The 26,396-nt window shown below is 68.4% G+C and carries 11 protein-coding genes and 8 pseudogenes; 6 read left to right on the top strand and 13 right to left on the bottom strand.

The window, feature by feature from the left end; genetic code table 11:
• Nucleotides 1-353: 353 nt before the first annotated feature.
• The 5 genes and pseudogenes from RBJ77_RS21335 to RBJ77_RS21315 form a co-directional block, all read right to left on the bottom strand.
• Nucleotides 354-569 (bottom strand): hypothetical protein, encoded by a 216-nt coding sequence (locus tag RBJ77_RS21335; RefSeq protein ID WP_372346502.1) that lies wholly within the window; start codon nucleotides 567-569, stop codon nucleotides 354-356.
• A 1,689-nt stretch (nucleotides 570-2,258) separates the two neighbouring features.
• Nucleotides 2,259-2,441 carry a hypothetical protein gene (locus RBJ77_RS21330; protein ID WP_372346501.1) on the bottom strand — a complete coding sequence of 61 codons (183 nt, stop codon included), beginning with the start codon at nucleotides 2,439-2,441 and terminating at the stop codon, nucleotides 2,259-2,261.
• Between the two features lie 1,211 nt (nucleotides 2,442-3,652).
• Nucleotides 3,653-3,811 (bottom strand): hypothetical protein, encoded by a 159-nt coding sequence (locus RBJ77_RS21325; RefSeq protein ID WP_372346500.1) that lies wholly within the window; start codon nucleotides 3,809-3,811, stop codon nucleotides 3,653-3,655.
• A 159-nt stretch (nucleotides 3,812-3,970) separates the two neighbouring features.
• Nucleotides 3,971-4,753: pseudogene (locus RBJ77_RS21320) on the bottom strand (SigB/SigF/SigG family RNA polymerase sigma factor).
• Between the two features lie 654 nt (nucleotides 4,754-5,407).
• Complete coding sequence (locus RBJ77_RS21315) at nucleotides 5,408-5,779, bottom strand: SsgA family sporulation/cell division regulator (protein WP_372346519.1); 372 nt, start codon at nucleotides 5,777-5,779, stop codon at nucleotides 5,408-5,410.
• Between the two features lie 623 nt (nucleotides 5,780-6,402).
• On the opposite strand from RBJ77_RS21315, the pseudogene RBJ77_RS21310 reads away from it, so the two are divergent.
• The 3 pseudogenes from RBJ77_RS21310 to RBJ77_RS21300 form a co-directional block, all read left to right on the top strand.
• Nucleotides 6,403-6,498, top strand: a pseudogene (locus RBJ77_RS21310) (SAM-dependent methyltransferase); the annotation flags it as partial.
• 61 nt (nucleotides 6,499-6,559) lie between these two features.
• Nucleotides 6,560-7,486, top strand: a pseudogene (locus RBJ77_RS21305) (SAM-dependent methyltransferase).
• 244 nt (nucleotides 7,487-7,730) lie between these two features.
• Nucleotides 7,731-7,977, top strand: a pseudogene (locus RBJ77_RS21300) (IS5/IS1182 family transposase); the annotation flags it as partial.
• Nucleotides 7,978-8,017: 40 nt separating this feature from the next.
• Here the strand turns inward: RBJ77_RS21300 and RBJ77_RS21295 are convergent.
• Both RBJ77_RS21295 and RBJ77_RS21290 read right to left on the bottom strand, forming a co-directional pair.
• Nucleotides 8,018-9,002 (bottom strand): annotated as a pseudogene (locus RBJ77_RS21295) (GNAT family N-acetyltransferase).
• Between the two features lie 42 nt (nucleotides 9,003-9,044).
• The gene (locus RBJ77_RS21290) at nucleotides 9,045-9,452 is read right to left on the bottom strand and encodes a transposase (RefSeq protein WP_372346499.1); all 408 of its coding nucleotides are present in this window, start codon (nucleotides 9,450-9,452) and stop codon (nucleotides 9,045-9,047) included.
• Nucleotides 9,453-11,751: 2,299 nt separating this feature from the next.
• Here RBJ77_RS21290 and RBJ77_RS21285 point away from each other — a divergent pair.
• Nucleotides 11,752-12,073, top strand: a pseudogene (locus RBJ77_RS21285) (IS5/IS1182 family transposase); the annotation flags it as partial.
• Between the two features lie 1,002 nt (nucleotides 12,074-13,075).
• Nucleotides 13,076-13,471, top strand: coding sequence for a SpoIIE family protein phosphatase (locus tag RBJ77_RS21280; RefSeq protein WP_372346498.1), 396 nt, complete (start codon nucleotides 13,076-13,078; stop codon nucleotides 13,469-13,471).
• A 254-nt stretch (nucleotides 13,472-13,725) separates the two neighbouring features.
• Here RBJ77_RS21280 and RBJ77_RS21275 read toward each other — a convergent pair whose 3' ends face one another.
• The 5 genes and pseudogenes from RBJ77_RS21275 to RBJ77_RS21255 all read right to left on the bottom strand — a co-directional run bounded on the left by RBJ77_RS21275 (nucleotide 13,726) and on the right by RBJ77_RS21255 (nucleotide 18,687).
• Nucleotides 13,726-14,922, bottom strand: a complete 1,197-nt coding sequence (locus RBJ77_RS21275) for a PP2C family protein-serine/threonine phosphatase (RefSeq protein WP_372346518.1) — start codon at nucleotides 14,920-14,922, stop codon at nucleotides 13,726-13,728.
• A gap of 224 nt (nucleotides 14,923-15,146) precedes the next feature.
• Nucleotides 15,147-15,872, bottom strand: a complete 726-nt coding sequence (locus RBJ77_RS21270) for a DUF3291 domain-containing protein (RefSeq protein WP_372346497.1) — start codon at nucleotides 15,870-15,872, stop codon at nucleotides 15,147-15,149.
• Between the two features lie 4 nt (nucleotides 15,873-15,876).
• The gene (locus RBJ77_RS21265) at nucleotides 15,877-16,152 is read right to left on the bottom strand and encodes a DUF3291 domain-containing protein (RefSeq protein WP_372346496.1); all 276 of its coding nucleotides are present in this window, start codon (nucleotides 16,150-16,152) and stop codon (nucleotides 15,877-15,879) included.
• A 32-nt stretch (nucleotides 16,153-16,184) separates the two neighbouring features.
• Nucleotides 16,185-16,973 (bottom strand): annotated as a pseudogene (locus RBJ77_RS21260) (helix-turn-helix transcriptional regulator).
• A gap of 1,240 nt (nucleotides 16,974-18,213) precedes the next feature.
• Nucleotides 18,214-18,687 (bottom strand): annotated as a pseudogene (locus RBJ77_RS21255) (NUDIX hydrolase).
• Nucleotides 18,688-20,560: 1,873 nt separating this feature from the next.
• On the opposite strand from RBJ77_RS21255, the gene RBJ77_RS21250 reads away from it, so the two are divergent.
• Complete coding sequence (locus RBJ77_RS21250; RefSeq protein ID WP_372346495.1) at nucleotides 20,561-20,833, top strand: hypothetical protein; 273 nt, start codon at nucleotides 20,561-20,563, stop codon at nucleotides 20,831-20,833.
• Nucleotides 20,834-24,864: 4,031 nt separating this feature from the next.
• Here RBJ77_RS21250 and RBJ77_RS21245 read toward each other — a convergent pair.
• On the bottom strand, nucleotides 24,865-25,122 hold the full coding sequence (locus RBJ77_RS21245) for a DUF2382 domain-containing protein (RefSeq protein WP_372346494.1): 258 nt from the start codon (nucleotides 25,120-25,122) through the stop codon (nucleotides 24,865-24,867).
• Between the last annotated feature and the right edge of the window lie 1,274 nt (nucleotides 25,123-26,396).

Raw genomic sequence — 26,396 nt, 5'->3', positions numbered from 1 at the left:
GGCCTCTTCCTCCTGGGTGAAGGCGGTCTCGGTGCTGCGGCGCAGCAGGATGATCGCCCCGGCGGGCAGTCCGTGTCCGGGAAGCGGCACCACCACGACCGAGCCGATGTCGGCGACCGGGGCCGTCCTGCAGTTCCTCCGGTACGGCCCAGTCAGGTACGGAGGCGGGGTCGATCCAGCGGGAGGGCACCGGCGGGAATCCGGGCCAACGCCTCCGCGAGGCCGGGCAGTTCCTGCGTCGATGGAGATCAGCCTCCGGCGCACCGGTCCGCCGCGGACAGCCCACGTCACCGGATGGGACCGGCCGCTGCCGACGCCCACGACGACGGCGACGTCCGCGAGGTGGTCCGCGGTCATGCGCGGGTCACCTCCATGCACCGCTCGATGTTCAACGAGGCCAGTAGTTCCGTGAAGATGTCCTGCAAGAGGCGGCTGCGGTCGCGTTCCTCGTCCAGCTGTGCCCGCACGAGGCGCAGGTCACGGTGGTCCACCAGCCACCATGTCACCGCATCACTGCCGGAGAGACTGGGAATCGCGTCCACCTGCTGGTCGCCGACGGAGCCCTGCACGGTCTCCAGCAGGTGCGCGCAGGGCCGGTTCCGCGGATGCGATCCGTTCGTGTGCTCGGACCAGCCAGTCGGGAGCGACATCGCGCAGCAGGGTGCCCGTAGTCAGCCCGGTGAGCAGCACGGTGGCCACGTCGTCGCACGCGACGACCACGCCTTCCGCGTCCGCGATCACCTTGGCGCACGGGTGGTTCGTGGGGGATTCGGTCAGCCCGGCGCCGGGCGAACTGAGGGGGCTCCGGAGAGGAAATCATCATGTGAGGCCCACGCAGGCGAACCTCCACCACCTTCCAGTTGGTTGCCAGGGTTGCACGCACATCACGGCCTGTTGCAGGAGGTGCCCGCTCGACCCGACCGCCGATGCTAACCACGCCCGGTACCCGGCTCGCAACCAGCGGAAGACCGCTACTCTCAAACCCGTTTCAATCCTTAATGAATTGCGGAGAAGCTGCGAACGGCTGTGCCCCGATCGCCGGGTGAGGGCTGGTTCGTCCAGGTGGCGGGGGTCGGTGCGGCCGGAGTGGTCTCCCGTCCACCGCCCGGCCGGCAAGTGGCGGAGCGGGGTCAGCGCGGCGCGCCTTCGACTGTGCGCTCAGTCACAGGGAAGGCTGCCCCTCATCGAGCGGGGCTTCCTCGGAACGCCGAAAGCATCGCCCGGTTCTCCGCGACTTCCTCGACGGCCACGCACAAGCGAGGGAGGCGCTCTTCGACGTCGCCCACGCCGAACGTGAGCGACCCGTAGCAAGGCTGAACAACGGCGCAGAACCTTCGGTTGGGCGCCGCCAGCCGATGGGGAACAGGCGGAAAGGGCGCGTTCGTCCGAAATGACCGGCACCTTCGGCTCGGCAGGACCCTGAGCCCTGTATACCCATGCGCCCACGGCATCGCATCTCTCGTGGGCGGGAAGGTCCATGACGCAAAGGCACTTGTTAAGGTCCGGCTTCACAAGCATGGGCGTAGGGACCCCGGGGGACGCATGAACATCCGTACACGAGTCGAACAGGTCGGAGACCTGCCGCCGGGGGCCGCAGCCGCACTCGGCATCGTGTTCCTTCTGCTGATCATCGGCTTGGCGTGGGCGCTGTTCCGCCCTGCCGGACCACACCAAACTCAGGAGCCCCGCCGCCCGCGAGCGCGCAGAGCGCCGCAAGGCCAGCCAGAAACGCCAGAAGAAGCTCCGCTCCCGGCGCGAAGCTCTGCAGCGCAAGGCGTCCCAGCGCTGACGGGGCCGCGTCTGAGCAGTGTGCGGTTCGCGGGCGCGCAGGCCTGGGCGAGGCCGTCGTCGGCCTCCCGGGTGCGGCTCGTCGAGAGGCTGATCGCGCCCGGGTGGGTGCGGCGCAGGCCGGACGATGCGGCGGCGGGTGATGTGGGGCGGCCACGTCGCCGCTGATGAGCATGGCGCACGGGGTGATCGCGGCGGGATGGGCGAGAGCGAGGCTGATCACGAGGTTCGTGGAGTTCCTGCCGCCGGACAGCTGTGCGGTCGTGCGCTGGGACACCCATCGCGACGGGGCGCCTGGCATCAACGCTGCCTGAAATGTGTGGGTATACGCGGTCGATCGGGTCCTGCGCCTGCGCGTCGTCACACCGGGTCCGTTCCGCGCGGCCTCCCGCCGAATGCGGCTGGCTACAGGGGGCGGTGCGGGTTTTCGTTCTGTGAGCGCCGTCTTGCTGACCGGTTGGAGACCAGGGTCACAGACGAATACGAGGGGCGATGCCCGCCGTGACCGTGATCTTCCCTGGGCTGTCTCCGTCGACGATGCGCCAGACCAGCAGTGCAACGGTGAGGCAGAGCATGGGCCAGCATACTTTGGAACCCAGCTGGATCCTGGTCTGGCCCAACCCTGGCGCTTCATGTTTCGGCAGGTGTGACATGTGGTCCTCCTGCCTGCCGGATACCCACGCCTGTCACACACACTCGCGGCGAGGCGCTCAAGACGGAACGGACACCGATCCAACCGCTGTGCCACCACGATGGACGGCCTGGATGACGGACTGATGGTCGGCCCCTGATCCGTGCTGAACTTGGGTCTGGCCGTGGGAACTTCACCTGACCCTGCACGCGAGTGCGACGCCGAGGGCCGCTGTCGCGTGCGACATCTTCGGCACTGGAGGGAGAACGCTCAGGCCTTCTGCCAGGAGCGGCGCGCCACGAGGCGCAGCATGAGCAGGAGCCACGCCACCCACAGCCGCCAGGACAAGACCCCAGCATCTCCGGTGGGCGGGATCCTGGTGGGCAGTCAGGTCGGCCTGACTGCCCACCAGATGCCTCGCCCACTGGCCTGAACCATCCCGGCACGGAGTTGGCGTCAGGCGGGCACGTTCCGCGCCGCCTCGATGTCGCGCAGCGCCTCGGCCGCGGTGCCCTCTCTTCCCTCACCGTTGCCTGCCTCGGCCCCTGTACGCAAGCACGCATATGCCTCTGGGGAGTACCTATAACTGACGTACGTCGGGGAGCAGTTCGATCAGGACATCGAGGCGTACGGCCGCTGGCTGACCAGTGCTTCTTCTTCTCCGTCAACTCGAAGTGGCGGTACTCGATGTACAGCACGAACACCTGTAGTTGATTTGGTGGCGGGCTCGTCAACCAGCGACGAGTCCGCTCTCCCGTTCACCCGCCGCAGCCGCGATCGGGGCCGGCCTCGCTGCGCGCATCGCGCTGTTCTCCCGCAGGCGCAGGGTTTCCCACGGTCTCGCTGGCGCAGCCTTGACGAACTTGTTCAATCGGGAAGTGGTTCACGGCTCGCGCGGCCACCGCATTGCGGAGCTCTACGGCTTCGGATTCGAGGCGTTCGCACCGCCGGCCAGATCGGTAGCGGACAGCAGCTCAAGGGATCGGGAGGGGAAGACCGCGAAGAAGACCACAGGGTGATCGCCCCGGGCGCGCGGGCGCGAGGTCTCATGTCGCTGCTGTGGCGCTCAGCGCTGCCGCCAAGTCGGAGTAGACCGGCAGCCGTGATGCTGCTGGCAGCTGGGCCAGCAGCCTGCGTCACCGGACGCGAGGGCGCTATCAGCATCACCGGGCGGGTGCGCCGGAGTGCTGACAAGATGGCAGGCCAGTGCGGCATCGCACCGATCGACCTGGCTCAGCGCGAAGGCAATCGCGCGTGCCGGCCCAGCGCGGTGGTGGTTGCGGCGTAGAGGCTTCCCAGTTCGTGCTCGGTGACCGTGCCGGCCAGTTCGATGAGCCACAGATGGCGGCGCGCCTGGGACGTCACGACGGGCTGGTGCGCAGGATTTCTCATGGATGTTCCGATCACGCGATGGGACGGCGGCGGGCGCCGCAGCCGCTATGAGGGGCCGCGAGCGAGCGCCCTGTGGTCCCAAGCGCCGACTGTCTACACGGTAGCCCTGGGCTGCGGCACGTCACGACGTCGCCGGCCCGGGGAGCGCACCTGCGGCTGCTAAGCGGCCGCACCAAGCGCATGGTTGCGGACCTGCGCACAGCTCCGGGCGATCAGCCGGGACACGTGCATCTGGGAGAGCACCGATCTTCTCGCCGATGCGGGCCTGGGCTCATGTCTTCGAAGTAGCGCAGGTAGAGGATCTCGCGCTCGCGCTCCGGGAGGGCGCGCAGACCTTCCTTGGCGGCTTCGCGATCATCGATGCGGTCGTAGGCCGCCTCAACGGTGCCGAGAGTGTCGGCCAGGCTGAAGCCGTCGTCCGTCCCGGTCAATTCGACGTCCAGGGACAGGGCCCTGTAGCTCTCAGGGCTTCCCATGCCGTCACGGACCTGATCCACCGTCAGACCCGCCCGCGCAGCGCCACTTCTGCGGTCGGCTCACCCGGGGTGGCCGGGCCGGTTGAGCAGGTCGCGGCGTACGGTGCGGACCTTGTTGCGCAGGTCCTGCACGCGGCGCGGCACCCGCACGTCCCAGCCGTGGTCACGGAAGTGACGCCGGATCTCCCCGGTGATCGTCGGGATCGCGTACGCCTCGAACGCGCCCTGGTCGGGTTCGTAGCGCTCCACCGCCTTCACCAGCCCCATCGCCGCGACCTGCCGGAGATCCTCAAGGTTCTCCCCGCGGTCCCGGAACTTGGTGGCGAGGCGGTGCGCCATCGGAAGCCAGGCCGTCACCAGTTCCTCCACCAGCAGCTCGCGTTCCCGGCCCTGCCGGCGCGACAGCAAGCCGGCGAAACGCCTCGGTGGTGTCGGGAGCATCATCGTGGGTGTGGCGGGTGGCCATCAGGGGTCCTCCAGTCGCTGCTCACGGATAGGTCCGCGGTGAGCAGCGACAGCCCCAGCATCTGGATGCACCACTCCCGCAGATGCGCCTGTTGTCCCAAGCACTCAAAGCCCGGCTGCCCGGCAGCCTTGCCCTAAACACCCCAGGCCAACAGACGCGACCTAGGGGCAGCCGCGTCTGCCACGCAGTCACCCCCATCACCCGGGGCGAGCGCATCACCCTCGCCGTCTCCCCTGTTCGGTGCCCTGCTGGACGACCACGGACGAAGACCGCTTCTGACACAGCGCGAAGAACGGCTTAAGCCGGGTGGAGGTGAGCCTTCCTCGGCAAGGGGCAGGACGCGTGGATGCCCGACCGAGGCGGGTATAGCCGGCGCATTCGCGCCAGGGAGGGCGGACGGGCCCAGGGGTGAAGTGGAGTTGGCGGTCGGCCATCGCGGGCCCCGCCGAGTCGCGCACGCCGGTCGCTGCTGTCCCGGCACACGCCTGTCGCCAGCCCATCCGTCATACCGTGCGAGGGAGACTCACTCTTCCCCACTCCCCCACCAAGCCCCAGCCCCGTCCACCAACCAATCTCGCAGCACACCCTCCTCCACCTACCCAGCTGCCAGGGGCCCTCAGACACCACCTCCGGCCGGCCGGGGGAAGGGGCCCGTCACGGGAAAGGCGGTACGGCGGTGGCTGCGTCACAGGTCACGCGCCAGCTGCCGCATCTCCTCCGACCAGTCCACCTCGCCCATCTCCGATCCGGCAGGGACGGCAATGTAGGTGCTGGGCGAGCCAGTGCCTCAAGGGGCCGCGGCGGACCTCGATAAGTGCGTTGGCGTCGTCGGAACAGGCGCAGCAGCAGTACCCTCGTTGCCCGAACCGTCCAGGAGGGCCACACCAGTACGTCACCGTGGACCGTGTTCGGCCTGGAGCCGGTCATGAGCAGGTCCCTGGACCACCACTGCGTGCTGCACCCGCCGGGGCCGTGGAACGCGAGGCGAACGGCGAAGGGGTCGTGCCGGTCGTAGCGGAGCGCCATCAGGAGCGGCACCAACTGGCCGTCCTCGCAGTGGAGTCGGACCGGAAAAAGCGGAGACCGGCATGCGGGGCAGGACCGGCGTCCGGTGCGAGGAGAACGAGACGCGCTCTGCGCGGGTCGCGGGGTTGCGGCGACCGAGTGCGACGACGGCCTGGGTGCAAGCGGTGGCGGAGGGCGCGCAGGAAGGGCATAGGGCGGTCCTGAAGCGGGACGTGGGAGGAAGACGGCCACCGGTCCGGACCGAGAGACACACGTTGCCCCTCTCGCGGTGCCTCACGCACCGAAGGCGCCCTGGGTTCCTCTGGCGGTCCACGCGCGGTGGGGCACTCCATCAGGGGATCCGAGGCTCGGGGCTGCCGTGGCGCACCCGGGCCCTGTGCCGTCCACTGCGCCGGCGTCAGGTGCCGACAACGCCGTCGTCACGACGCCCGTGTGGCCAGAGCACGGCGCAGGGGTGCCGGCCCGCCGTCACTCATCACTCTGATCACCGAGCAGTTGGAAGCAGGCGGACCCTGCGCCACTGCCATGCCTGGTTGTTCCCGGTGCAGGGCGACGCGACGTGAAGAGGGCATCGTTGTCGCGAGTTGACCTTGCGACTCCTTGCTCCGTGTGAAGCTGTGCCCATGGATGACATGAACGCTGATCTGAAGAGCAGACTGCAGACGGACCGCCCGCACTCGGCGCGCGTGTGGAACTACCTCCTGGGCGGCAAGGACAACTACCAGGTCGACAGCGAGGCTCGGCGACGCCATTCTGTCGACCTTCCCGGAGTTCGCGGCCGTGGCACGGCTCCAGCGAGGATTCCTCGTGCGCGCCGTGCGCTACCTTGCGGCCGAAGCGGGCATCCGGCAGTTCCTCGACATCGGCACCGGGCCGCCCACCGCCGACAACACCCACGAAGTGGCCCAGCGCATCGCCCCGGACAGCAGGATCGTCTACGTCGACAACGACCCGCTCGTCCTCGCCCACGCCCCGAGCCCCGCTGACCAGCACCCCGGAGGGGCGTGCGCCTACCTGTCGGAGGACGCGCAATCCCGAGCGGATTCTGGCCGAAGCGGCGCACGCGCTGGACTCTCAGCCGACCGGTCGGCCTGACCCTGCTCGGCATCATGGGCCACGTTGTCGGACGCCGACCGCCCCGCGGGAACTGATTGCCACGCTTCTGGAGGCGTTGCCGTCCGCAGCTACATCGCACTGAGCGACGGCATCAACACCAACGAAGCGCTGAACGCAGCCGTGACCGCGTACAACGCGCAGTCGGCGAACACCTACCACCTGCGCTCACCGCAGGAGATAGCCGACTACTTCTCGGGCCTGGACGTCGTGGAACCGGGCGTCGTCGCCACGTCGGCCTGGCGCCCGGACGCCACCTTCCCGCCGATGACGCGGTGGACGTCGCGATGTGCGGCGTGGCCCGCAAGCGGTGAACGCCGAGCGGCGCGGCATGTGCATGGGGTGCGACATTCCTTGATCCCAGCACGCGAAGCGCGCCGCACTGCTCGGTTGCCCAGTCCGATGCGTATTCCCTTCATCTTGTGGAGCAGGCACGAAGCTCAGGAATTCCCTGGAAGGAGAGCGACGAGTGAGGCGCTCAGCACCATGGGCCACCCCCGCAGAACCGGCCAGCAGGCAGTCCCCGTCCGAACTGCAGGCCTGCTCTCCTCGGTGAACAAGCTGACAGTCAACGGAGTTCGCTGGACGACCTGACGAAGAGAGGTCGACCCCGACAAAACGAGCAAGGACGAGGCCGTAACCATCCCTGGCCGGCCTGGGCTCGTTGATCACGCCGACCGCCATCACGTTGGGCATCATTCGCTGATCACTGAGCTCGTTCAGAGTGACCCCTGATCGAGTGTCCCTGGCCGAGTCAGGATGAGGGACCAGTGCACAGGGCTCCCGGGCCGTTGAGGAAGGTGCTCGACGATCTCAACCCATAGGCACAGGAGCCCTGTTGGTACCCCAGCCTGCTGCACTCGACCTGCCTCACGCTCTGGTCGAGTGGGTATCCATGCTCATCCTCATCCGTGAGGGTGACCAACGCTGCAAGCTGCCACCCCACCAGCCCGGCCTTGATCGGCCGCGTCTGCCTACACCGGCACGACACGCTCGCACAGATCGCCGCCGGCTGCGGAGTATCCGTCGGCACCGCCCACGCCTACGTCACGGCCGTCGTCGGCCACCCGTCCTGGCGGGCGCCAAACCCCTGTGGACTGGCCCGACAGCCCCATGGCCGGTCGATCAAGCAAGCGGCTTGCGGTAACGGACGTACTCGTTCCGCCGCCGGAACCCCACACTCTCGTAAAGGTCGTAGGACCGGTGCGGATTTGCCGTGCCCGTGAACAGCCGAGCGGTCGTTGCACCTGCTCGCGCAGGCTCCCGCAGCCCGTCCAGCAGCAGGACCCGGCCGATTCCGAGGCGTCGCTGGTCCATCCGGACACTTCAGCTCTTCCACCTCGCCCACGGTGTGGTCGTGACGGCGGATGGAGCACAGGGCGACGCCGACCATGTCCTGCCCGTTCCAGGCAGCCCTCCAGCATGCCGGGTCGGCGGTGTCGACGAAGTCCTGGAAAGGCCATCTCTGAGTGAAACCGCGGTCCGCGTACGAATCGACGACCGTCCTCCAGGCTGCACGGTAGTGGCTTGTCCCGGATCGGCCCTGTCCGTATCCCGGTTGGCGCCTCCGCTCCCCGGCTCGGGCACCTGCTGCAGATCGTCCAGCCCGCTCACCGACCAGGCTGAAGACATGTCGGTAGCCGGCTGCCCGCAGAAGTGCCGTGGCGTCCTGCTCGGAGGCCACGGCGTTCGCGCCGATCACCGCCGTCCGCGCCGTTCCATGCTGATTGACGAGCTGGCGGATCCGCTCTTCGGCCCAGCTCAGCATGGCTGGAGCCGATGCCCTGGGCCGCGATGCTCGGGCAAGAGTAGCCGCGGTGCAGGTACAGCCACGTATCGTCCCGCTTTGCCACCACCGGATCGTCGCGCAGCCGACGACGCCTCGTCGATCACCACCAGGATCTGGTTCTTGGACGGCTCCTCCGACTTGGCAGAAGCTTCGGCGATCTCCGCCGCTGTCGGGAGCCCTTCCACTACCGAATGGACATCGACCCGGTCCCGTTCGACACACCCAGCCGCACCGCGGCCATGGCGCCGTGGTCTTCGTCGCCGCATACGGCCGGAACCCGAGGCCGACCGGAAGGCCCTGTCCTGCCGTGCCATCCAACATGACCGGATGTTCTCGAACTTCGAGGCAGGTCCGCCACCCTATTCACGCTGCGGTCGTCTGCGACCGGTCAAGCGAGCTGGCCGCGTTCAAAGCGGGCCCCAGCGCGGACGAGGGCGACAAGGTGGGTGCATTCACTCGGCGGGGGAATCGCAGAAACGTCAGCAGCTCATCCCTCGTCATCGACGATCTTCTTGACGGCCTTGGGGGCTTCGCGCTGTACTTGGCGAACGCCTTGACCGCGGCGGCCGCACGCTCCTTGTCCCCGGCGTTGTAGATGTTCTGGATGGCCTTCTTTGCCGCGTGGGCTGACGCTGACGGGAGGCTGTCGAGGCAGTTGGCCGTTCCTGTGAACCCAGATAACTTTGGTGGCGCGTTTCGGGAATACTCGTTCAACGCGTTCCAAGCCCAGGGCTCCGTCGCCGACGGCGAGAACGGGAGCGCGCATGCCACGCCGCTGGCAGGTCCCGGGCAGTGGGTTTACCGCATGACCGCCCTCGCCGCCGTTACCTCACCCTGGAGCGTCGGCGCTGATGCATCTCATCGCCGTTCCAGGGCGAGGACGGATCGGCGACGGCCGATCATCCGGTGAAGGAGCTGTCTCACGACCAAGCAAGTCGCCCTTCGGTGAACCGACAGACCGGGAGCGTCCATCGGCGATCCTCGCCAGCATTTCCACGGAGTCGAAATACCGGGCCATCAGACGGTACTGCCCGTGACCGTGGGCTCCTACGAACCATCTGCCGACACGCGCCCGTCCCGCACATCGACGAACTTTTCCCTCCAGCCGTCCTGGTCCGAAAGGAACGGGATCCATTCGTGCGCCAGAACGGGTGGTCCGGCTGATCCGGCGGGTCGAATCCACCGGGCCTGGAGCGGTTCGCGTACAGACTACTCCATCGCCCGGATGCCCAGAAAGAAGCTTCCACGTCGAACCTGTCGAAGCCGCAGCACATCACGTCGTCGTCGGCGTCTTCCTCCGGCGAGATCGGAACTGTTCCGCAACAGCCACGTGCGCAGGTCCCCATGGAGGAGATGCCCATCCGTTCCTCAGCTGCCGCGAGCATCTGCTCCGTAGCAGCCGGCAGATCCGCGTGATCGGCCGGCGCGTGCTCCCGAAGAAGACTCATCGCACGCGACCAACTCCTCAGCCACAGTCATCGCGCTCTGCCTCTCTACAAGGGATGTCTCCGTCCGACCACGCCACTGCGAAGGTGGGGAAGTACCGGCCGGAGAGCCTTGCGAGGATGGTACTTCGGCGTATGTTCCATTCCCTCCCAGCGATCATCTTCCGCAGGCGGCGTCAGCAATGGAAGAAGTCGCCCAGAGCGTCAGAAGAGCGGGCGGGGGCCTCCTCGGCTCACATGATGGCCGGAGTCGATGCCATAGCCCTGGACATCGTCGGCCCAGTTGCGCCAGATGGTGCGCGGGGTCCCCGTACAAGGTCCTCCAAGTCGTCTCGTAGCGACCACAGAACCGGCACCGGGCAAAGCCGATCCGTGCACCCCGGGCACGGTCCCGCTTTTCGTGGTGGAGGTCCACGGTGAGCCCGGCGCGGTAGTCCTCCAGCATGGCGCGGACGACGTCTCGATCGCGGGTGGCGGCCCTCCACTCGTCGTGATTCTCCTGCCCCATGACTTCGGGGGTCACCGCGGTACCAGGCGTCGGATCGGCGTTGATGACGCGTTCGGGGATCTCCGGCTGGGCGAAGAAGAACCAGTGCCACCACGCGGTGGCGAACCGGGCATCCGCGCGGGTCAGGGTGCTCGCTCAGAGAGAGGCCGTCCAGGAACGCCACTTCGGGTCACTGCGGAGGGGCGGTCCAGGACCAGGCGGAGGGCCACGGCGACCCCCGGTCGTGGCCGACGAGACCGAAGCGCTGGTGGCCGAGCGTCTGCATGACCTCGACCATGTCCCTGGGCCACGGCGCGCTTGGAGTGCGGAACGTGATCCGAAGCAGGCGCCGGGCCGCGGGAGCGCCCATACCCGCGTAGGTCGGGGCAGATGACGCTGAAGCCGCGGCGCGAGGACGGGCGCGACCCGGTGCCAAGTCGCCGACGTTCGCGGGTGGCCATGCAACAACAGGAGAGGCGGGCCCTCCCGCCGTACCGAACGAAGACGGACGCGTCACTGGTGCGCACCGTCCTGGTGGCGAACCTCGAACACGAAATGGCCCTTCCACTCTGAAGCCGGGTCTGGGCTACCTCACCGTCGCAACTGCCCGTGATAGACCCCAGCACACCGCCAACTGTCGAACTCAGTCACGACACCCTTGAATAGGCTGTGCAGTTGGCACCATTCGCCAACCAAGGGCTGACCTGTAAAGGCCGGTTGACGACCAGGTCAGGTGCTGAGCCGGATACTGCGAGCCGTCGACGCGGGGCTGTGACAGTCTGCGGACATGCCAGAGCTGCGCGTCCATGCGGGTCGTCACTATGCCTTCAGTTCCACTACGCCTTGCCGTGGACGATCGCATGGTGTGTGGAGCTGAGCGAGGCTGTTCGCGCCGGCGGCGTGGGCTGAGATCCCCAGTGCGGAAACCCATTTGCCTGGGACGGCCTTTCGTGGTGGCGGTGATCCCCGACGAGGATCCGCACCAGGAACCCACCGTCCACATCCCACAGCCATGACGAGCATACGTCATCCCCCTACGAGATCATGCGCTGGTTCATGGATCACGTGGCCGAGCAGGTCGAACGTTGCCGCATCGCGTCCGAGCAGGGAGAACCTGAAGCAGTGGAATGATCACGGTGTGCTTGGTGCGATCACGGCGTCGGAGCCGTCCTGAGAGCCCGCTCACCGGGCTGAGCCCAGCGCCGTTTCGGCAGGCTGGTGACGGTAGTGCGTCACGAGATCGCGAACGAGACGCAACTCGGGCGACCGTGGGGCCTGTCATTGGAAGACCCGGTGCTGCTGGTGGCGGCGTATTGGCGCACGAACTCGCCTTTGCGCCCACCCGCGATCACACCGTCGCTGAGCAGTCGAAGAACTGTCGATACTCCACCAACCACCAGGTCGTCGATGCCGACTCCCGCCGCGTCGTAATCGTCCGCTGGCCACTGCCGGGCAACCGCCCGGCCGACTGCGACTCCTGCGGGCCAGACGCAGAATCCTGCTTCGACCACGAGGAAGCGCTCGACTACAACGGCCGCATCGTGACAGGATGTTTAAGGCCCGGGGTTCCGGGAGCCCGGAACCCCGAACTCGATGTCCGGGCGGGTCCCGATAGCGCCGACTCTGCGAACAGACGGGACGGAGATCACTCACACGAGGGCTGCGGGGGCTTGTGCGGCCCGGTCCAGCCCCGTAGTTTCCGCGCGTGACGATTGCCGAGATCCACGTTAGGGCCGAACGCCACGATTCTGGTGGTCGACGCACCATGAGCCCAACCGGCCTAGCCTTGGGAAGTGTGCTCCGCCGGGCCGGCTACCGAGTCAGCGGAAGCCGCCTCGGCCTCCGAAACCATGACGGCTCTGCACCGCTCCGAACTACCGCCGGAGATGGCGATCATCGATGTGCGGCTGCCGGTGACGAGCGGCTTCGAGCTCGCCCGGCAGATCGCTGCGGGACCCCAAGCTGCCTCCCTATCCCCATCGTCCACATCTCGGCGGAGGCCAACGGCTGTGACCGCATCCGCGGTCTTGAGGGCGGCGCCAGCGCCTATCTGGCGTCTCCCGTCGCGCCCGAGGAGCTCTTGTCCACCGTGGAGCGGGTACTCCGCACGACGCGAGGAACAGGCCGCCCACGACGAACGCCGCTTCGCTTCCGACCTCCAGCACGCCTTCCTCCCCGGCCGCAGAAACTGGCGGCGCTGGAGGGGGATCGACCTCGCGGTCGGCTACGTACCCGCCATGGACCGCGCACAGTTGGGCGGCGATTTTCACGCCGCGTTCGCCGTCGAACGCGGTGTACTGCTGCTGGGCGACGTGGCCGGGCACTCGCTGGCCGCGGCGACCGTCATAGGGTGGAGCTGCGTCACGTCCTGCGCGCCTACGCGTTGGAGGGCCATGAACCGCATCGCATCCCGCAGTTGATGGACCGCCTGCTCGTGCACTTTCACCCCGAGATCACCGCCGATGTGTCTTCTGGTCCTGGACACGCGCAGCGGCACGATGGACATCGTCAACGCCGGGCACCTGCCCCTCGCTCGTCATCTCACCCGACGGCGGCGCGGACTACTCTGCCCGTCCATGGCCCGTTGCTGGGCCTCAACCTCGATCACAAGCCCGCCACGCCCGCCCTGGCCTGACGACGGTGACCTGCTGCTGATGGTCACCGACGGACTGATCGAACGGCCCCGCATCGACCTGGCCGTGTCCCTGGAGGACCTTCTGCCGGCGCCGCCGCCCTCTCCCGCACCCTGCAGTCCCTGCGCGACGCTGTTGCGTCACTACAGCGAGGACGCCGAGGATGACATCGCCCTCCTGGCCGTGCGCAGAAGGCCACCGCCCTCGCCTGAGGCAGGGGGCTGACGGCTCCGGCGCCAGGATCTGGCGCGGACGCGGACGTCCTCCACGATCAGGCCGAGGGGAGAGCAGGTGCCGGACGACCCGTTCCCCGGGCCAGGTCCCGCTCGTCATAGACCCGTTGGCCGGTCGCCGTACGGTGCGGTGGCGGGAAGGAGACCACGTCCTCGCAGAAGAAGCACAGCGCGAGGGGCGTGGTGCATGCTGCGGCCGCGGCGTCTGCGATACGCATACGAGGTCTCCCTCGTCACCGGGTCAGGTCAGATCTGCACCACCAGGGTGTCGAAGTGACGTCCCTGGTGCAGTTCCCGCAACGCTCCCGGCGCGCGATCGACGCTCGGCAATGCACCTGCAGGATGGGGACGATCTCTCCTGTGCGCGGCCAGGCCGTCAGGCCTTCGCGCCACCCTCCCACTCCGGGGCGATCGCAGCCCTGATAGCCGAGCACTTCCACCGATTGCCGGATGAGCAGGAGCGTCCCTGTACGCCGCGGACGCCGTGCACAGCAGCGCGACCAAGGCAGGGACACCCGTCGGGACGGCTTGCGCCGCGTCCCCGCCTCGGCGAGCGCGTACTCCCGCCATCCCGGCATGTGGGTGACCAGGACGTCCCACGGGCACGACTCCCGAAGCCCGGACGGGCCTTTGCTGAATCCGCGGCCGATGGACGGTACGGACATAGGTGACCTCCGAGATCGGCCCGGTGCTGGGCGAGCGAGAACGCGAACTCCCTCGCCTTGGCAGGGTGCACGGGCTGTCGGGTCCGGAGCACTTCCGGGGCGCCGAGATGCCCCGTGCTCGTCCCCCGCCGCACGGCAACTCCTCGTACGCAACTGGCAGTTTCCTCGTGGCCACCCGCCGGCGGGGCCGGCGAGCGGCCGGCGAATGCTCAGCGGGTCGACGGACGCCACTCGAACATGACGATCGTGGCGTCGTCACGCAGCCGGTTGTCCTGGGCGTCGACGAGGAAGTGGATGAGACGGCGCAGGGTCTCCGGCGCGAGTTCACCGGTCGCGGTGGCACGGATGATGTAGTCGGCGAACCGGTCGAGTCCGAGTTCTCCGCCGTCCCGGTGCGGGCTTCGGTGACGCCGTCGGTGTACATCAGGACGCGGTCGCCGGGCTCCAGTTCCAGGGGTGTGGACGCTCCGCGGCGGTGCGGCGACGGCGGCCGCCAGTCCCAGGGCGGGTCGGCGTCGCGTTCCATCGCGTCGACCATCAGGCGCTGGTCGCGGATCAGGAGCGGCGCGGGGTGACCGCAGTTGATCCACCGCAACTCGCCGATGGCGAGGTCGAGTTGGGTCAGGACCCCGGTGCAGAACTGGTCGGGCAGCCACTGGGCCAGAGCCTGGTCGACCGATTCCACCAGCTCGGCCAGGTCGGCTCCGGTGCGGCGCGCGTTGCGACAGGCGGCCAGGGACACCACCGTGGTCAGCCCGGAGGCGAGGTTGTGTCCCATCGCGTCGAGGATCCCCGCGTGGAGCGTCGTCTCGGTCAGGGCGTGGTCGAAGGCGTCCCCGCCGATCTCGTAGGCCGGTTCCATGACCGCCGTCGAGACGGCGTGGGTGGTTCCGATCGTGCGGGGCGGGAGGTAGGCGCGCAGCATCTCGGCGGGGAGATGCATGGGCTCGGTCCGGGCCCGGCGGACGTAGGTGTCCTTGTAGGCGCGCTTGGAGGTGACCATCATGGCGCACAGGTGGGCAAGGGTCTGGCTGCGCCGGAGGGTGACCGGGTCGAGTGCGGGTGAGCGCACGGCGAGGACGCCCAGCCGTTCCCGCCCCGTCCACCATGGGCAGCCAGGCGATCATCCCTCCCAGTTCCGACTCCTCCACGCGCAGCGCCTGCGTGCGGTAGGCCCAGCCGGCGAGCGAGTCGTCGACGGGGAGGGTCTGTGCCACCTCGTTCAAGGGAGCCAGCTGGCGCTGCTGGAGGTCGGCGAGGTAGACGACCGCGCCGTGCAGGCCCAGCACCTTCGCGCAGTGGGCCACGGTCGTCGTCAGGTCCAGGGCCGCGTTCCGCGGATCGGCCAGGAACTCGCCCAGGGCGCTGTCCGCGGTCTCGGGATCCGTCACACCGGCACTCCTTTCCCCGGGCCGCCCGTACGGACGGCCGCCCAGGCAGTCTCGCCCCGTGGCGAGGACTCCGCAGCCGGGGGCGGGCCGCTCGGTCACCCGTCGGTGGCACCGGCGAGTGAGGGCCGCACGTCCGGCCGCACGAGGTACGCGGGGCTGCCTCGGCCGCGGTATGGGACGAGGCGAAGGTGAACGCGCGGGGCGAGGGGCCGTGGGACCGGAGGTCCGCGAGCCTCTCCAAGGCCTCGTCGACGGTCGGGATGTGCCCGGCGGGGATCCACCACAGGACCAGGTGTGCTTCGAGATGTCGGTCGAACCACTCGCGGCGCCGTCGCATCACCTCAGGTGTCCGCTGCGGTAGGTGAAGTCCCACAGGGCCTCGGGGACTCCCACACGGACAGGTTGACGACGACGTCCTCGCCCGCGGGGCTGCAGCCGGTCGCATCCTCGGCCCCCTCCTCGACGAGCCGCCACACGAAGCCGGGGGCGCCGTCGGCTTCGGCGTTGACCGGGTTGAGCAACTCGACGAACGACGCCATGCGCGGGTCCTCGAAGGGGTGGCGGAGCGTGACGACATTGAGTTCGGCGAGGTGTGCGGCGGGCACGGCTTGAGTCATGGCCTCATCCCAACACGTCCCTCATTTCTATGTCAATGATCGTTATTTTTAGAATGCTCCAGCACCACGCAGCACTCCCCCGGCCGCGCGTCCATGCGGGCACGGACCGGGCCGTCCGATCCGATCAACCCTTCGAGAAGAGCGAGGTTCATGCCGCACACGAGGGGTGGGAAGCGCTCGGCGACGGCATGGAAAGGGCAGTTGCGCAGACGCACGACCGCGAGCCCCGCGCCGTCACCCTGCCTCTCCGGCGCCTTCGGCTTCGGCTTCGGCTTCGGCTTCGGCTTCGGCTTCGGCTTCAGCTTCGGCTTCGGCTTCGGCTTCGGCTTCGGCTTCGGCTTCGGCTTCGGCTTCGGCAATGTACGGCTCGTAGCCGCGGGCCCTGAGCAGCTCCATCGCCGCACCCAGATCGCCACAGGGCGCGGCCGACCCGCGCAGGGCCTCGCCCCGGTGGCGCGCGCGGCCGCACCGAGCCCGACATCGAGCCCCGCCTCCTCGGCGGCCTCGGCGAGCAGTTCGGCGGCCGTCCGGTAGTCCCGGCCGGGCAGAGACACCGACCGCTCGGCGCGCGTGCGGGTGTACACCTTGGCCGGGCGCCCCGCTCCAGGCCCCGACCGGCCCGTCAGGCGGCGACTGCCGCTCTCAAGCAGCCCGGCCGCCGTCAGCTTGTCCAGGTGGTGTGCCGCGAGCGTCCGCGCCACCCCGGTCGCCTCGGCGGCCTCGTTGCGGCCGACCTCACGCCCCTGCGCCACCACGAACTCGTACAGTCGGCGCCGCACGGGGTCTTGGAGCACCGCGATCGCATCAATGTCATCCGTCACGCGACCATTCTAGAAACAACACAGATTGGATATAGAACAGCGCAGGCATACCGCCATGCGGGCCGAACACTTCTCCCGCACCGAAATGCCGTGGGCTCCTGGTTGCTCATCTTCCGTACGCCTGCAGCGGCGGGTTACCACGTGGCTCCGGGAAGCTTGCCGGAGCGGTCTCCCGCCCCCGAACACGATCGGCTCTGGCCTGGGGCGATACCCCAGGCCTTGCAGCAGTGGTCACGAACAGCCCACCGCTCCAGCGCGCTCTCTCCGGCGATGGCGGTTGCCCTTTGTGCGACCCCTTCTGCACAACCGACGAGCAGGAAGTTCTGAAAGCTGCCTGCCCGCCCCTTCCGCCACAGGCGGCGGGTGAGCTGCGGCGTCTGGTGAAAACGTTCCTCGCCGTTCTCCCTGACTTCGCCGGTCCTGCACCAACTGACCGCTCGGCCTCTCAGGTGTCGTACTCACCGTTCCATGGAGCCGAGAAGCCCAATCGATCTGGATAGAGTTCAGCCAGTCGTCCTCGCCGTCCTCGCCCTCGCCATGGCACTCCGTGATGAGGCCGAACACCACACCATCAACGCCGAGCTGGAACGGCGGACTGCAATATCGCAGTACTCACGCTCAGGAAGGCGAGGCAAGGGCGGAGGCCAGCCAGGCTTCCCGCGCGGGCAACCACGGAACGCTCGTCTTGCGGACGCCTGATCTGCTCTGCCCAAGTACCCGCGCACCAGATGTCGGACTCCTGGTGGTGTCCGTCGTGGTCAAACTTTGTGCAGCACGGCGAAGAGTCGCTTGCTCCTCCCAGCCGTCCCCCATCACGAACGCATCGCGGAATGCATAGGTGACCGAAGCGAGAGCTGGCCGCCGCTGAACCGGCCGACGGCGTTCGTTCGACGGTCCGGCTCATGGGCGATGGGGATGATCTCAGGGACAGCCATGTTCGCACTCTAAGCACCAGGGTGAGCCCTCCTCTCACTGGATCTGAGATCTGCATCAGGCCCTGACAAGCGGCTGGTGAACGCCACGCCACGCGCGAGAGGACGGCGGTGGAAAGAGGGCCGTGAGATGGCCTTGGCAGCCACAACGACCGGACTCAGCACGTTCGTTGGCCGGTGATCCGGCTCCTCTGCGGGGCTGAGGTGGCCTGTTCGCTCCACGCAGGACAAGTCGTGGATGTGCCGGCCGCTCCAGCGGCGCGCCAGACTGCCTGGGGAGCGGCCGACTCCCGGATGTCGATGGGGCCTCAGTGCTGGATCAGGCCACCGACCGGGACGGCAGCGACATGGCCGGTCGCCGGAAGCATCTGGGCCAGAGCGAGGCCGATGTCGACCAGTGACGATCGCCGCAGGCGAATGACGTCGGGAATCGGGGGTCCAGACGGACTCGGCGACTTCGCCGTTCGGCTCCGGGCGCAGTTGGCCTGCGGTGATACGCGCACCTGGTAGAAGACGCCGACATTCTGATGCTCGGGTCCGCCGGGGGACGGCTACGTTCGGCCGCGGGAATCACCGGGGTCCACCCCAACGGGCGCTCGACCAGCGCGGTGCGGCCGGTCTCCTCCGCGACCTCCCGGATCACCGCATCGAACGGATCCTCAGCATGCTCGACCCGGCCACGGGGAGGGTCAGTTGCTTTCCCCTTTCGGGGACACGTGACGGGCAAGCAGTACCTGCCCTTCCTCGATGCACACGGCGTACGCCCTCCAGTCGAAACTCATTCCCCTGTACCTCCCGCGGACCGTACCTCCACGTCAAGACCCCATCCGGCGCCGCTGGTACGAGGTGAAGCCGGATCAACTTCGCTTGACAGTTCGGTTCCGTGCGCTGGAGTCCCACGGCGCGAGTGGCATCGCGGGTTGAGGGCTGACGGCTGGTGGCATCACAGGTTGCTGATGATCAGCCAGGCGGCTGCGCCGATCACCACGATGCGCCGATGGAGATCACCTTTCCAGCAGCTCCGTGGCCGGCGTCCTCGATCCAGTTGCCCACGAGACCGACGAGCGGGGCGCCGAAGACGATCAGGAGAAGGCCGATCAAGTACCCATCTGTCCCCCATCACAGATCACCCCACCGGTGACAGGAATGCGATGGTAGCGGCTCACCGCCCGCAACAATGCTTGTGCGCGCCTACGCCGCTACGTAGTGGTGGGCGCAGGCCGCCGCGCCACTCACTTCACCCATGACGGGTCATCGAGCGCTCGGCGTCCGGGAGTCCGGCCCGCCTCAGGAACTCGATGACGTCCGCGTCTCGGAGTGCGCGAGGCCGAGGATCTGCCCGCGCGCCGTCACCCGCCTGCCCCCGGTTCCGAGCGGCGGGTGGACGATGATGGCGCGGTGGGCATACCTCCAGAGGTGCGACCACGGACCGGCTGTGGCATGTGGATCTCCGCCTTGCGCTTCGGACAGGCGAGGTCAGGTGCTCCCCCGGCCGCCGACAGCCGGGGAACACTGATCATTCAGCGCCCGAGACCCGCAAGTGTTGCACCTGGGAGTGCGCCGACTACAGAGAGCCGAGCATCAAGTCCCGGCCGACACTCCGCGCACGGCGGTACCCCTCGGCGAGGGCCCGCCGCCTGATCCTCGGTGACACCCCGAAGACAGGTCCCCTTGCGCGCACCAGCAGCTAGCTGCGTGGACATGAGTGGCCGGCTGGTCGCCGAAGCCTCGTTCGATGAGCCAGTCCGGTTCGGGTGGCCGGTTGGCCACGCCGCGGGCATGCTCCGCCTGCCGTCGCTCCTCGTCCGCGATCCAACGGCGGGTGCGCGCCAGGTCCCGCTCCTGCACACGCTCCAGGAAGCGCAGCAGGTCGAGGCGGGCACGCGGGTAGAATCGTTCACGTGTTCGAGTCTAGATCGATAGGAGAACCCCGGCCCAGCACCGCAACTGTGCTGTGTCATCGAACCTTGCATCCCGCTGACGTACTGGCGGGATTGTGCGGCCGTGGTCGAACTACGCTGAGGCCCCGTCTCACCAGATCAGGGAGCCTCGTGCCGCCGCCCTTCGCACACCAGATAACCAAGTATCGATCCCCGCTGACCGTGACGAGCACGGGTACTACACGGGAGCCGAGGACACCGTGAGCGATCACGGACCGGTCGAGGCGGCCTACTTGAGGCGATCACCGCTTTCGCCCGGGAGGCGGGCATCGACACGCTGGCGATCCGTGACCCCGAGGTCACCGGCTTCGTCAATTTCGGCCTGGCGGAACCGGCAGAAGACCACGGCCTCGCCGGCCTGTTCCCGCCGGACCTGACCGGCTACCACGACGGCGCCGAAGTTTCACTGTCTGCCGCCCTGGAGCTAGTGCGCGTCATGCTCCGCGACGGGGGTGCTTGGTGCAGGCTGGAGCGCGAGGACACGTTCACCATCCACGTCGGGTGGGACCAGTACGTGTACGTCAGCAGCGACCAACCCTGCGACAGAGCGGTCGCCCAGATCCGTGAACTCGGCCTGTTCGCACAACCGATCAACGCCTCCCCTACGCCGCAGATCTTGAGGAACCTGAGGTGACCGAGGCTGCCGACGAGACTTCTGGGGACGGGTCCGCACCGAACTCACCTCGTCGCGGACCCTGCTCCTGAAGAGACCCACGTGCGAAACGCGACCCGCTGGCACCGCCTCACCACGGGCAATCTCGACACAGTTCGCGCCCTGCTCGGTCCTCGCGCGCCCCTGACGGTCTGGCCCGACCTCAGCCCTGATGTCGACGCGGTCCTTGCTGCGCTGCCCGCTGATGCGTCCATGGACTTCGTCTGGGAAGAGCCGACCGGAATGATCCGCCACGTCACCATTGACGAGACCGATCACCATCACGCTCGCCATCCTGGTCGCGGGCGCGCAAGCGGCCTGCGCATTGCCCCCTGAGTCTCGACGAGCGACATCCGTTGTTTCATGCCGCCCTGCCTGACAGCGACGGCGTGCTGCGCGCCAGATGGTGACCCGGCACTGCAAAGGGATCTGCGCCACTCACAGTTCGATGACATCGCCCTGACTTCCATGGGACAGGGATCACCAACCGGTGTGCCCTGACATGCGATCTTGACCAATGTCAGGCCTCTTCGACCGGTCAGGGCACGTAGGGGGTACAGCTCCACCTTGTACGCCTCGATGCTGATCTCTACCCAGGTGTTGTCGGGCGGTGGCGGTGAGCCGACATCGAACAGCACCCGCGAGTCGCCGACCTGAAGGACAGCTGAGCCGTCTTCGGTGCGTTGGAGCAGCCCTCGCAGGACTGTCCGGCCGGCCTCCTCACCCACCCACGGTTCCGGCGAGCACGGCCGACGACGGGTCATACGGCGCCGGAAGTAACTCAAATCCTTTGCCGTCAGGGCCTCGGGTACCAGCCGCAGCCACACAGTCCCCCGGTCACTGGGACTGTCGTGAAGGTAGCGGACAGAAGCGTCGTCCCAATGGGACTCGTCCGCGCCGAGGTAGCGGACGAGCGCGCCGGCCTCGCGGTACGTCGAAGGGCACGAGCTCGGCATCGCCCGGGCAATCACCTGGCGGACGCAGGCCCGTTGCGATGTCGCAGACGTCGACCACGAGGGCGACCCTGGGGTTCGACGTGACGCGTGATCGAAGAGTCACGGCCCACGGTCCCGTGAGGATTCCAGAAGGCTCCAGTCCCTCCCCACAGAAACCAGGCGGGCGCACTGTCGGGCCGTGAGTCGCGATGCGTGCGGTGAGCGGCGCTGGCTGAGAAAAGAATCCACGTCGAGCGCAGGAGGTTCACGCGTTCATTCTCGTCTGGGCCGACGCGTCCGCGGGAATCCGACTTACGGACCTAGGTGGCCGACGCGGGGCAGGTGTTGAGACCCTGCGCAGGTCTTGGAGAGCTCATGCCGCGTGCTCTGTGACTTCGCGAAGGAGAGCCCTGCACGCCGAGACTGCGGCGGCGGGACCGGGCGGCGGCACTGCTGGAACGCGACGCGTTCAGCAAGCTTGCGCTGGACGCCCCGGCCACGTGCGGCGGTGGCCAGAGCCATCCCGTGCGGCCCACCGCTTGCGAGGATCGAAGCGGGCCGTCAGGTCGGCCCTGCAAAGGTGCGGACGGCCTGACGGCGTGCCATTGATGACCTCCGCGTTGGGCGTGCCAGGCGTAACGTGACGGCTGTGGCCCCCCTGGGTCAGGGGCGGGCTCCGGAGCCGCCGGCGTGCGGGAAGGGGACGCTTGTGCGGGCGGGGACGTTCTGGAAGGCCCGCTATGAGCTCGTGAGGCCTCTCTGGGAACCGGCGGCTTCGGCGAGGTCTGGAAGGCTCCGGGACCCTCGGGTCGACCGGCACGTCGCCGTGAAGATACTCCACCGTGAGCGCGGGAGAGCAGCCAGGATGGCTCGCTTCGCCGCGCAGCGAGGCGGCCGCGGCCGGCCGGCTGCGCGCGCGAAGCTATCGTGACCGTCCATGCAGCTTCCAGCTCCACCGCCTGGCACGAGGGCCGCCCGCTGATCTACCTGGTGATGGAGCTCGTGCCGGGCCCGGCCGCTCCAGTTCCCGGATCGCCACGGGGGCGGCTGGCGCCGGCAGAGCACCGTCGGCTCCCTGCCCATGTGTCGCGCAGCCCTGACCGCCGCACGCGCGGCCGGACTTGTTCACCCGGGACATCAAGCCGTCGGACGTGATCCTGTGCGGGGTCGGCGAAGGTGGTGGACTTCGGCATCGCCCGAGGCTACCCAGCTGCACAACATCACCACCGGGGGCGCATCGTCCGGGACGCCGGCCCTACATAGCGCAGTGCTTCTCCGGGCCGCTTCGATCACCGATCGATCTCCTACTCCCTGGGCTGCCTCCTGTTTCCGAGATGTGCGCCGGCTCCCCGCACTTCCGCGCTGTGGGACATCATGCGCCAGCAGCTGTCCGGAAGCCTCCCGCCTGCCGCTCGCCTCCGTCGCTCTGATGTACCGCCGGAACTGCGGCAGTTGGTCGCGGCTCCACCCTGGCCAAAGGCGAGCGAGCCGGTTCAGCGACGCGAGCGCGGTGGCGTCGTCTCGGCTGGTCAAGGCTGACCGGCTACGGCGCGGCGACTCGTGAGGAACGCCTCGGCGACTGCCGGCGCTGGGTCACCACTGGCTGGACCGAAGGCGGCCGAGGCGGCAGGACCACGGCGCTCGCGGCGAACCAGGGGAACGGGCACGCCTACCCTCGCGAGAAGCGGAAAGACATCGAGACCAGAAGTCGCCTCGACGGCGCGGCCGAAGCCGCGGACGGCTGCACGTCATCCCTCTCCAGAATCACCGGCGAAAGGCCCCTGCGAAGCCTGTTGCGGGCACCTGTCCGCCACGGCCGCGCTCCGAGACTGTGTCCCAGGCGCATCGGAGTCCGGCGTGACCGCCGGTCCTGGCAGTTCTGTCGTGCTCTGCTGCGAAGGCCGGGGACTCATCGCGTTGGACTGCGGGACCTGTGCGGGCCGGGGGCCGCGCCAGACGTCGCACGATCAGGCGCGCTTTCCCGCCAGGGATCCGCACAGGTCAGCGCATCCGTCTGGCAGGGGCAGGGCGCCCCGAAACCAGGCGAGGGGCGAACCCGAGGGATCTGTCACGTTCACGTCAAGGTCGACGGGTAGGGGCCGATCTCCGATCGGCTCGGAGACATGCTCTGAGACGGTGTGGGCCGAGGAGGAACAGGGCGGGATTCAGCTCGGGTCGGTGCACCCGTCGCGTTCAGATGTCCTCGCGCAGTGCCGCCTTCTTGGCGGGGGCGCTTCACGCACCTCCGCGTTGACCCGCAACGCACGAACCTTGATCGTTTCCTGCTCCCGGCTCCCAGGTTCGGTCTCGAACTCCTCCACCACCCCCGTCCGGCAGGTTTCTCCAGGGAACGACACTGCGTCTGCCGCAGCCACTCGTGGGAGTCCTGTCACGAATCCCATCCATTGCATCGACACGACCCCGTCGGCTGGGCCGCTCGCTTGCCGGACTTGTCGAACTCACTGCCGCGAACGGCGCAGGCGTGAGGGGACCGTTTCGCTGCACGGGGCCCAGGGTTCGGCAGTTCGACGTAGAGGCCCCATATCGCCGTGGCTCCTTCACCCGCTTCGACGCGTCGTCCGGCACGACCTTCTCCACGTACAGGCCGAGCGACACGCCGGTCGCAGATCGGGCGACCTGTTCATGATGTGCAACCGCAGGGTGTCGCGACCGGGTTCTCGGTCCAGTAGGAGACCCTCATCCGCCTGCCCGCGTCGGTCGCGTTCCGCGTCGGCCTGGGACTGCGTCAGCTGGTCCTGCGCCACCACGGCGTTGAAGTAGGTGGCGACCGCCGTGAAGACGAGGCCGCCGATGGCCGCGGCGGCGCAACACGGCGCCGACGTGCGCCCACGGGAAATGCGGCGCCATGGCCTCCGTGACGGTTCTGGTCGGGAGGCGCGCCGCAGCGCTCGAACGCGGTCGGGTCGTGGCTGTCGGCCGGCCCGTCGCGGCGCGGCTGCGGCGTTGTGGACTGCCGACCATGTCGCCCCCCCTCCCGTCGCCTGCTCGGCCCTGGAGGGCGGAGGCACGGCATAGCGGCATCACGGGGGGTGCCGGGACCACCCCGTCGGCCCCCGCGACTCCCCCGCCGCCTCCTTCGGAAGTACCGGTCGGAGTCGTCGATGGCAGCTCCTCGGCCCTGCGGGTTCTCTGCTCCTCGCGTGGGGCGGGAGGCATTCCCCGATGCCGGATGCTCGACCTACGGCGCCCCCGATCATGCACGGCTGGGCCTCACCGCGAACGAGGTGGGTCCAGCAGGCTCACAGCCGCCTCACTTACTGAACGGAGGCCTGCGGCCACAGCTGGTTGTGTGAAGCGCTCGACGCGGATGGACGGCCTCGGTGCGGGGTGGCGGGCACGTGTGGATGACCCCCGCTCGCGGCTGGGCCCCCGGTCGGGTGACCGGGGCCCAGTCCTCGATGTGCGAGCCGGTCAGTGGCGCGGCCTTGCGGCCAACTTGCCCTCACCGGGCATGCCGCCGTCATCCTTCGGATTCTCGTACTCGATCTTCTCCTTGCGCACCGTGTCGGAGACCTCCCTCGTCTCCGTGACCTTCTCGGTCTCCAGCCGGACGCGCTCCACCGGCACGGCCTCCTTGCGAACGACAGGGCGCTCCGCGTGCAGGGTCACCTCGGTCTCCGCCTCCCCCGATCGTGGTGCGCTGCGCGTCACCGTCACGGATCGGTTCACGTACGACGCGCACCTCCTCGTGGGACACCGGGACCGACGTGGTCACGTCTCCGTCTCGACGACCTTGCGCAGCCGGGCGCGGCCGACTTCCGCCTCCTCGACGCCGACCCAGCCGCTCACTCGGGAGCGGATGAGGTCATCCGCTTGCCCCGGTCCCTCCGGTGCGCCTCGCATCGCGGGTTCGCGGGCGCCGGCGCCGGCGGCGTGCCGGCCATGGGACTCGCCGGCTGCGGTGCTGCCCGGCCGCGCCGGCGGATCGCGGATCCGGGCGCACCGAGCCGGGCGTGCCCGCGTGGTTGCCGCTGTCGCCGGTCGGGCGGCGGGTCGCCAGTCAGGCCGTAGTGCGCGTAGGGCTCCCGCTTCTCGGACTCGTCCAGATGCTGGTCGGCCTCGACCCGGGGCGCGTCCTTCACCCGCCTCCTTTAGGTGTACATCACCTGGAGCCTGTCGTCCTTGACGGAGGCGCCGCCCAGTGGCACGAAGGTCTCCTTCATGCCGAGACAGTCCTGTCTTGACCGTCGCCCAGTCGGGCCCTGCCGGTCGTGTCGTCAGATAAGACCCGCTCGACGCTGCCGATCTTCTCCCGGTGCGGTCATAGGCCGTCAGGCCGACAAGGGCATCGGGGTTGTTGATCTCGCTTGCGTCATGCGTGACCACTCCCTCCCGGGACATGGGGCGGCTGTCGGCCGCCCGGGTAACCATGTGCCTCGTATCCATCGCGCGGCGCCGCGGCAGGGCACGCAACCAGTGGCTTCACTCTCCGTAGCACCGCGACCTGCTCGGGCGCCGTCGGCGGCGCCCGCAATGGGGCGAGGGCGAATGCAGGTCAAGCACACCCGTGACCGCCATTCGGATGAATGGTTGGCGTTTGCCACTTCGTGGTCGCGATGGTCGCTGTCAGTCACCTTCCGTCCGGGGGCGCCCCAGCCCCCGGGGCGAACAGGTCGAGCAGGTGCCGGTTAGCCGGCGGGCGCCGCACTGCTCAGTGGCCCAGCCCGAAGTGGAGCCCCATTCCCACGCAGAGCAGGAATGGAGTTCAGGAATTCCTGGAAGAGAGCCGGGAGTGAGGCGCGCAGTACCGTGGCCACCGCAGAACCGACCAGCAGGGGGAATCGTGGGCATCGGAGGAGGCGTGCGTGCGCGGCGGCGAACGATCAACAGAAGCCATAACAAAGGGCGTGTTCGAGCCTCGCCTCAGAAAGCTGAACCTCACCGGGAACAGCTGGAGACTCAGTCCCCTGTCCGAACTGCAGGCTTCATTGGTGACGATCAAT

The sequence above is a fragment of the Streptomyces sp. KL116D genome (genome assembly GCF_030766975.1).
GTDB classification, from domain to species: domain Bacteria; phylum Actinomycetota; class Actinomycetes; order Streptomycetales; family Streptomycetaceae; genus Streptomyces; species Streptomyces longispororuber_A.
Note: the sequence above shows the minus strand (reverse complement) of the source record. Positions and strands in the feature narration are given on the sequence as shown.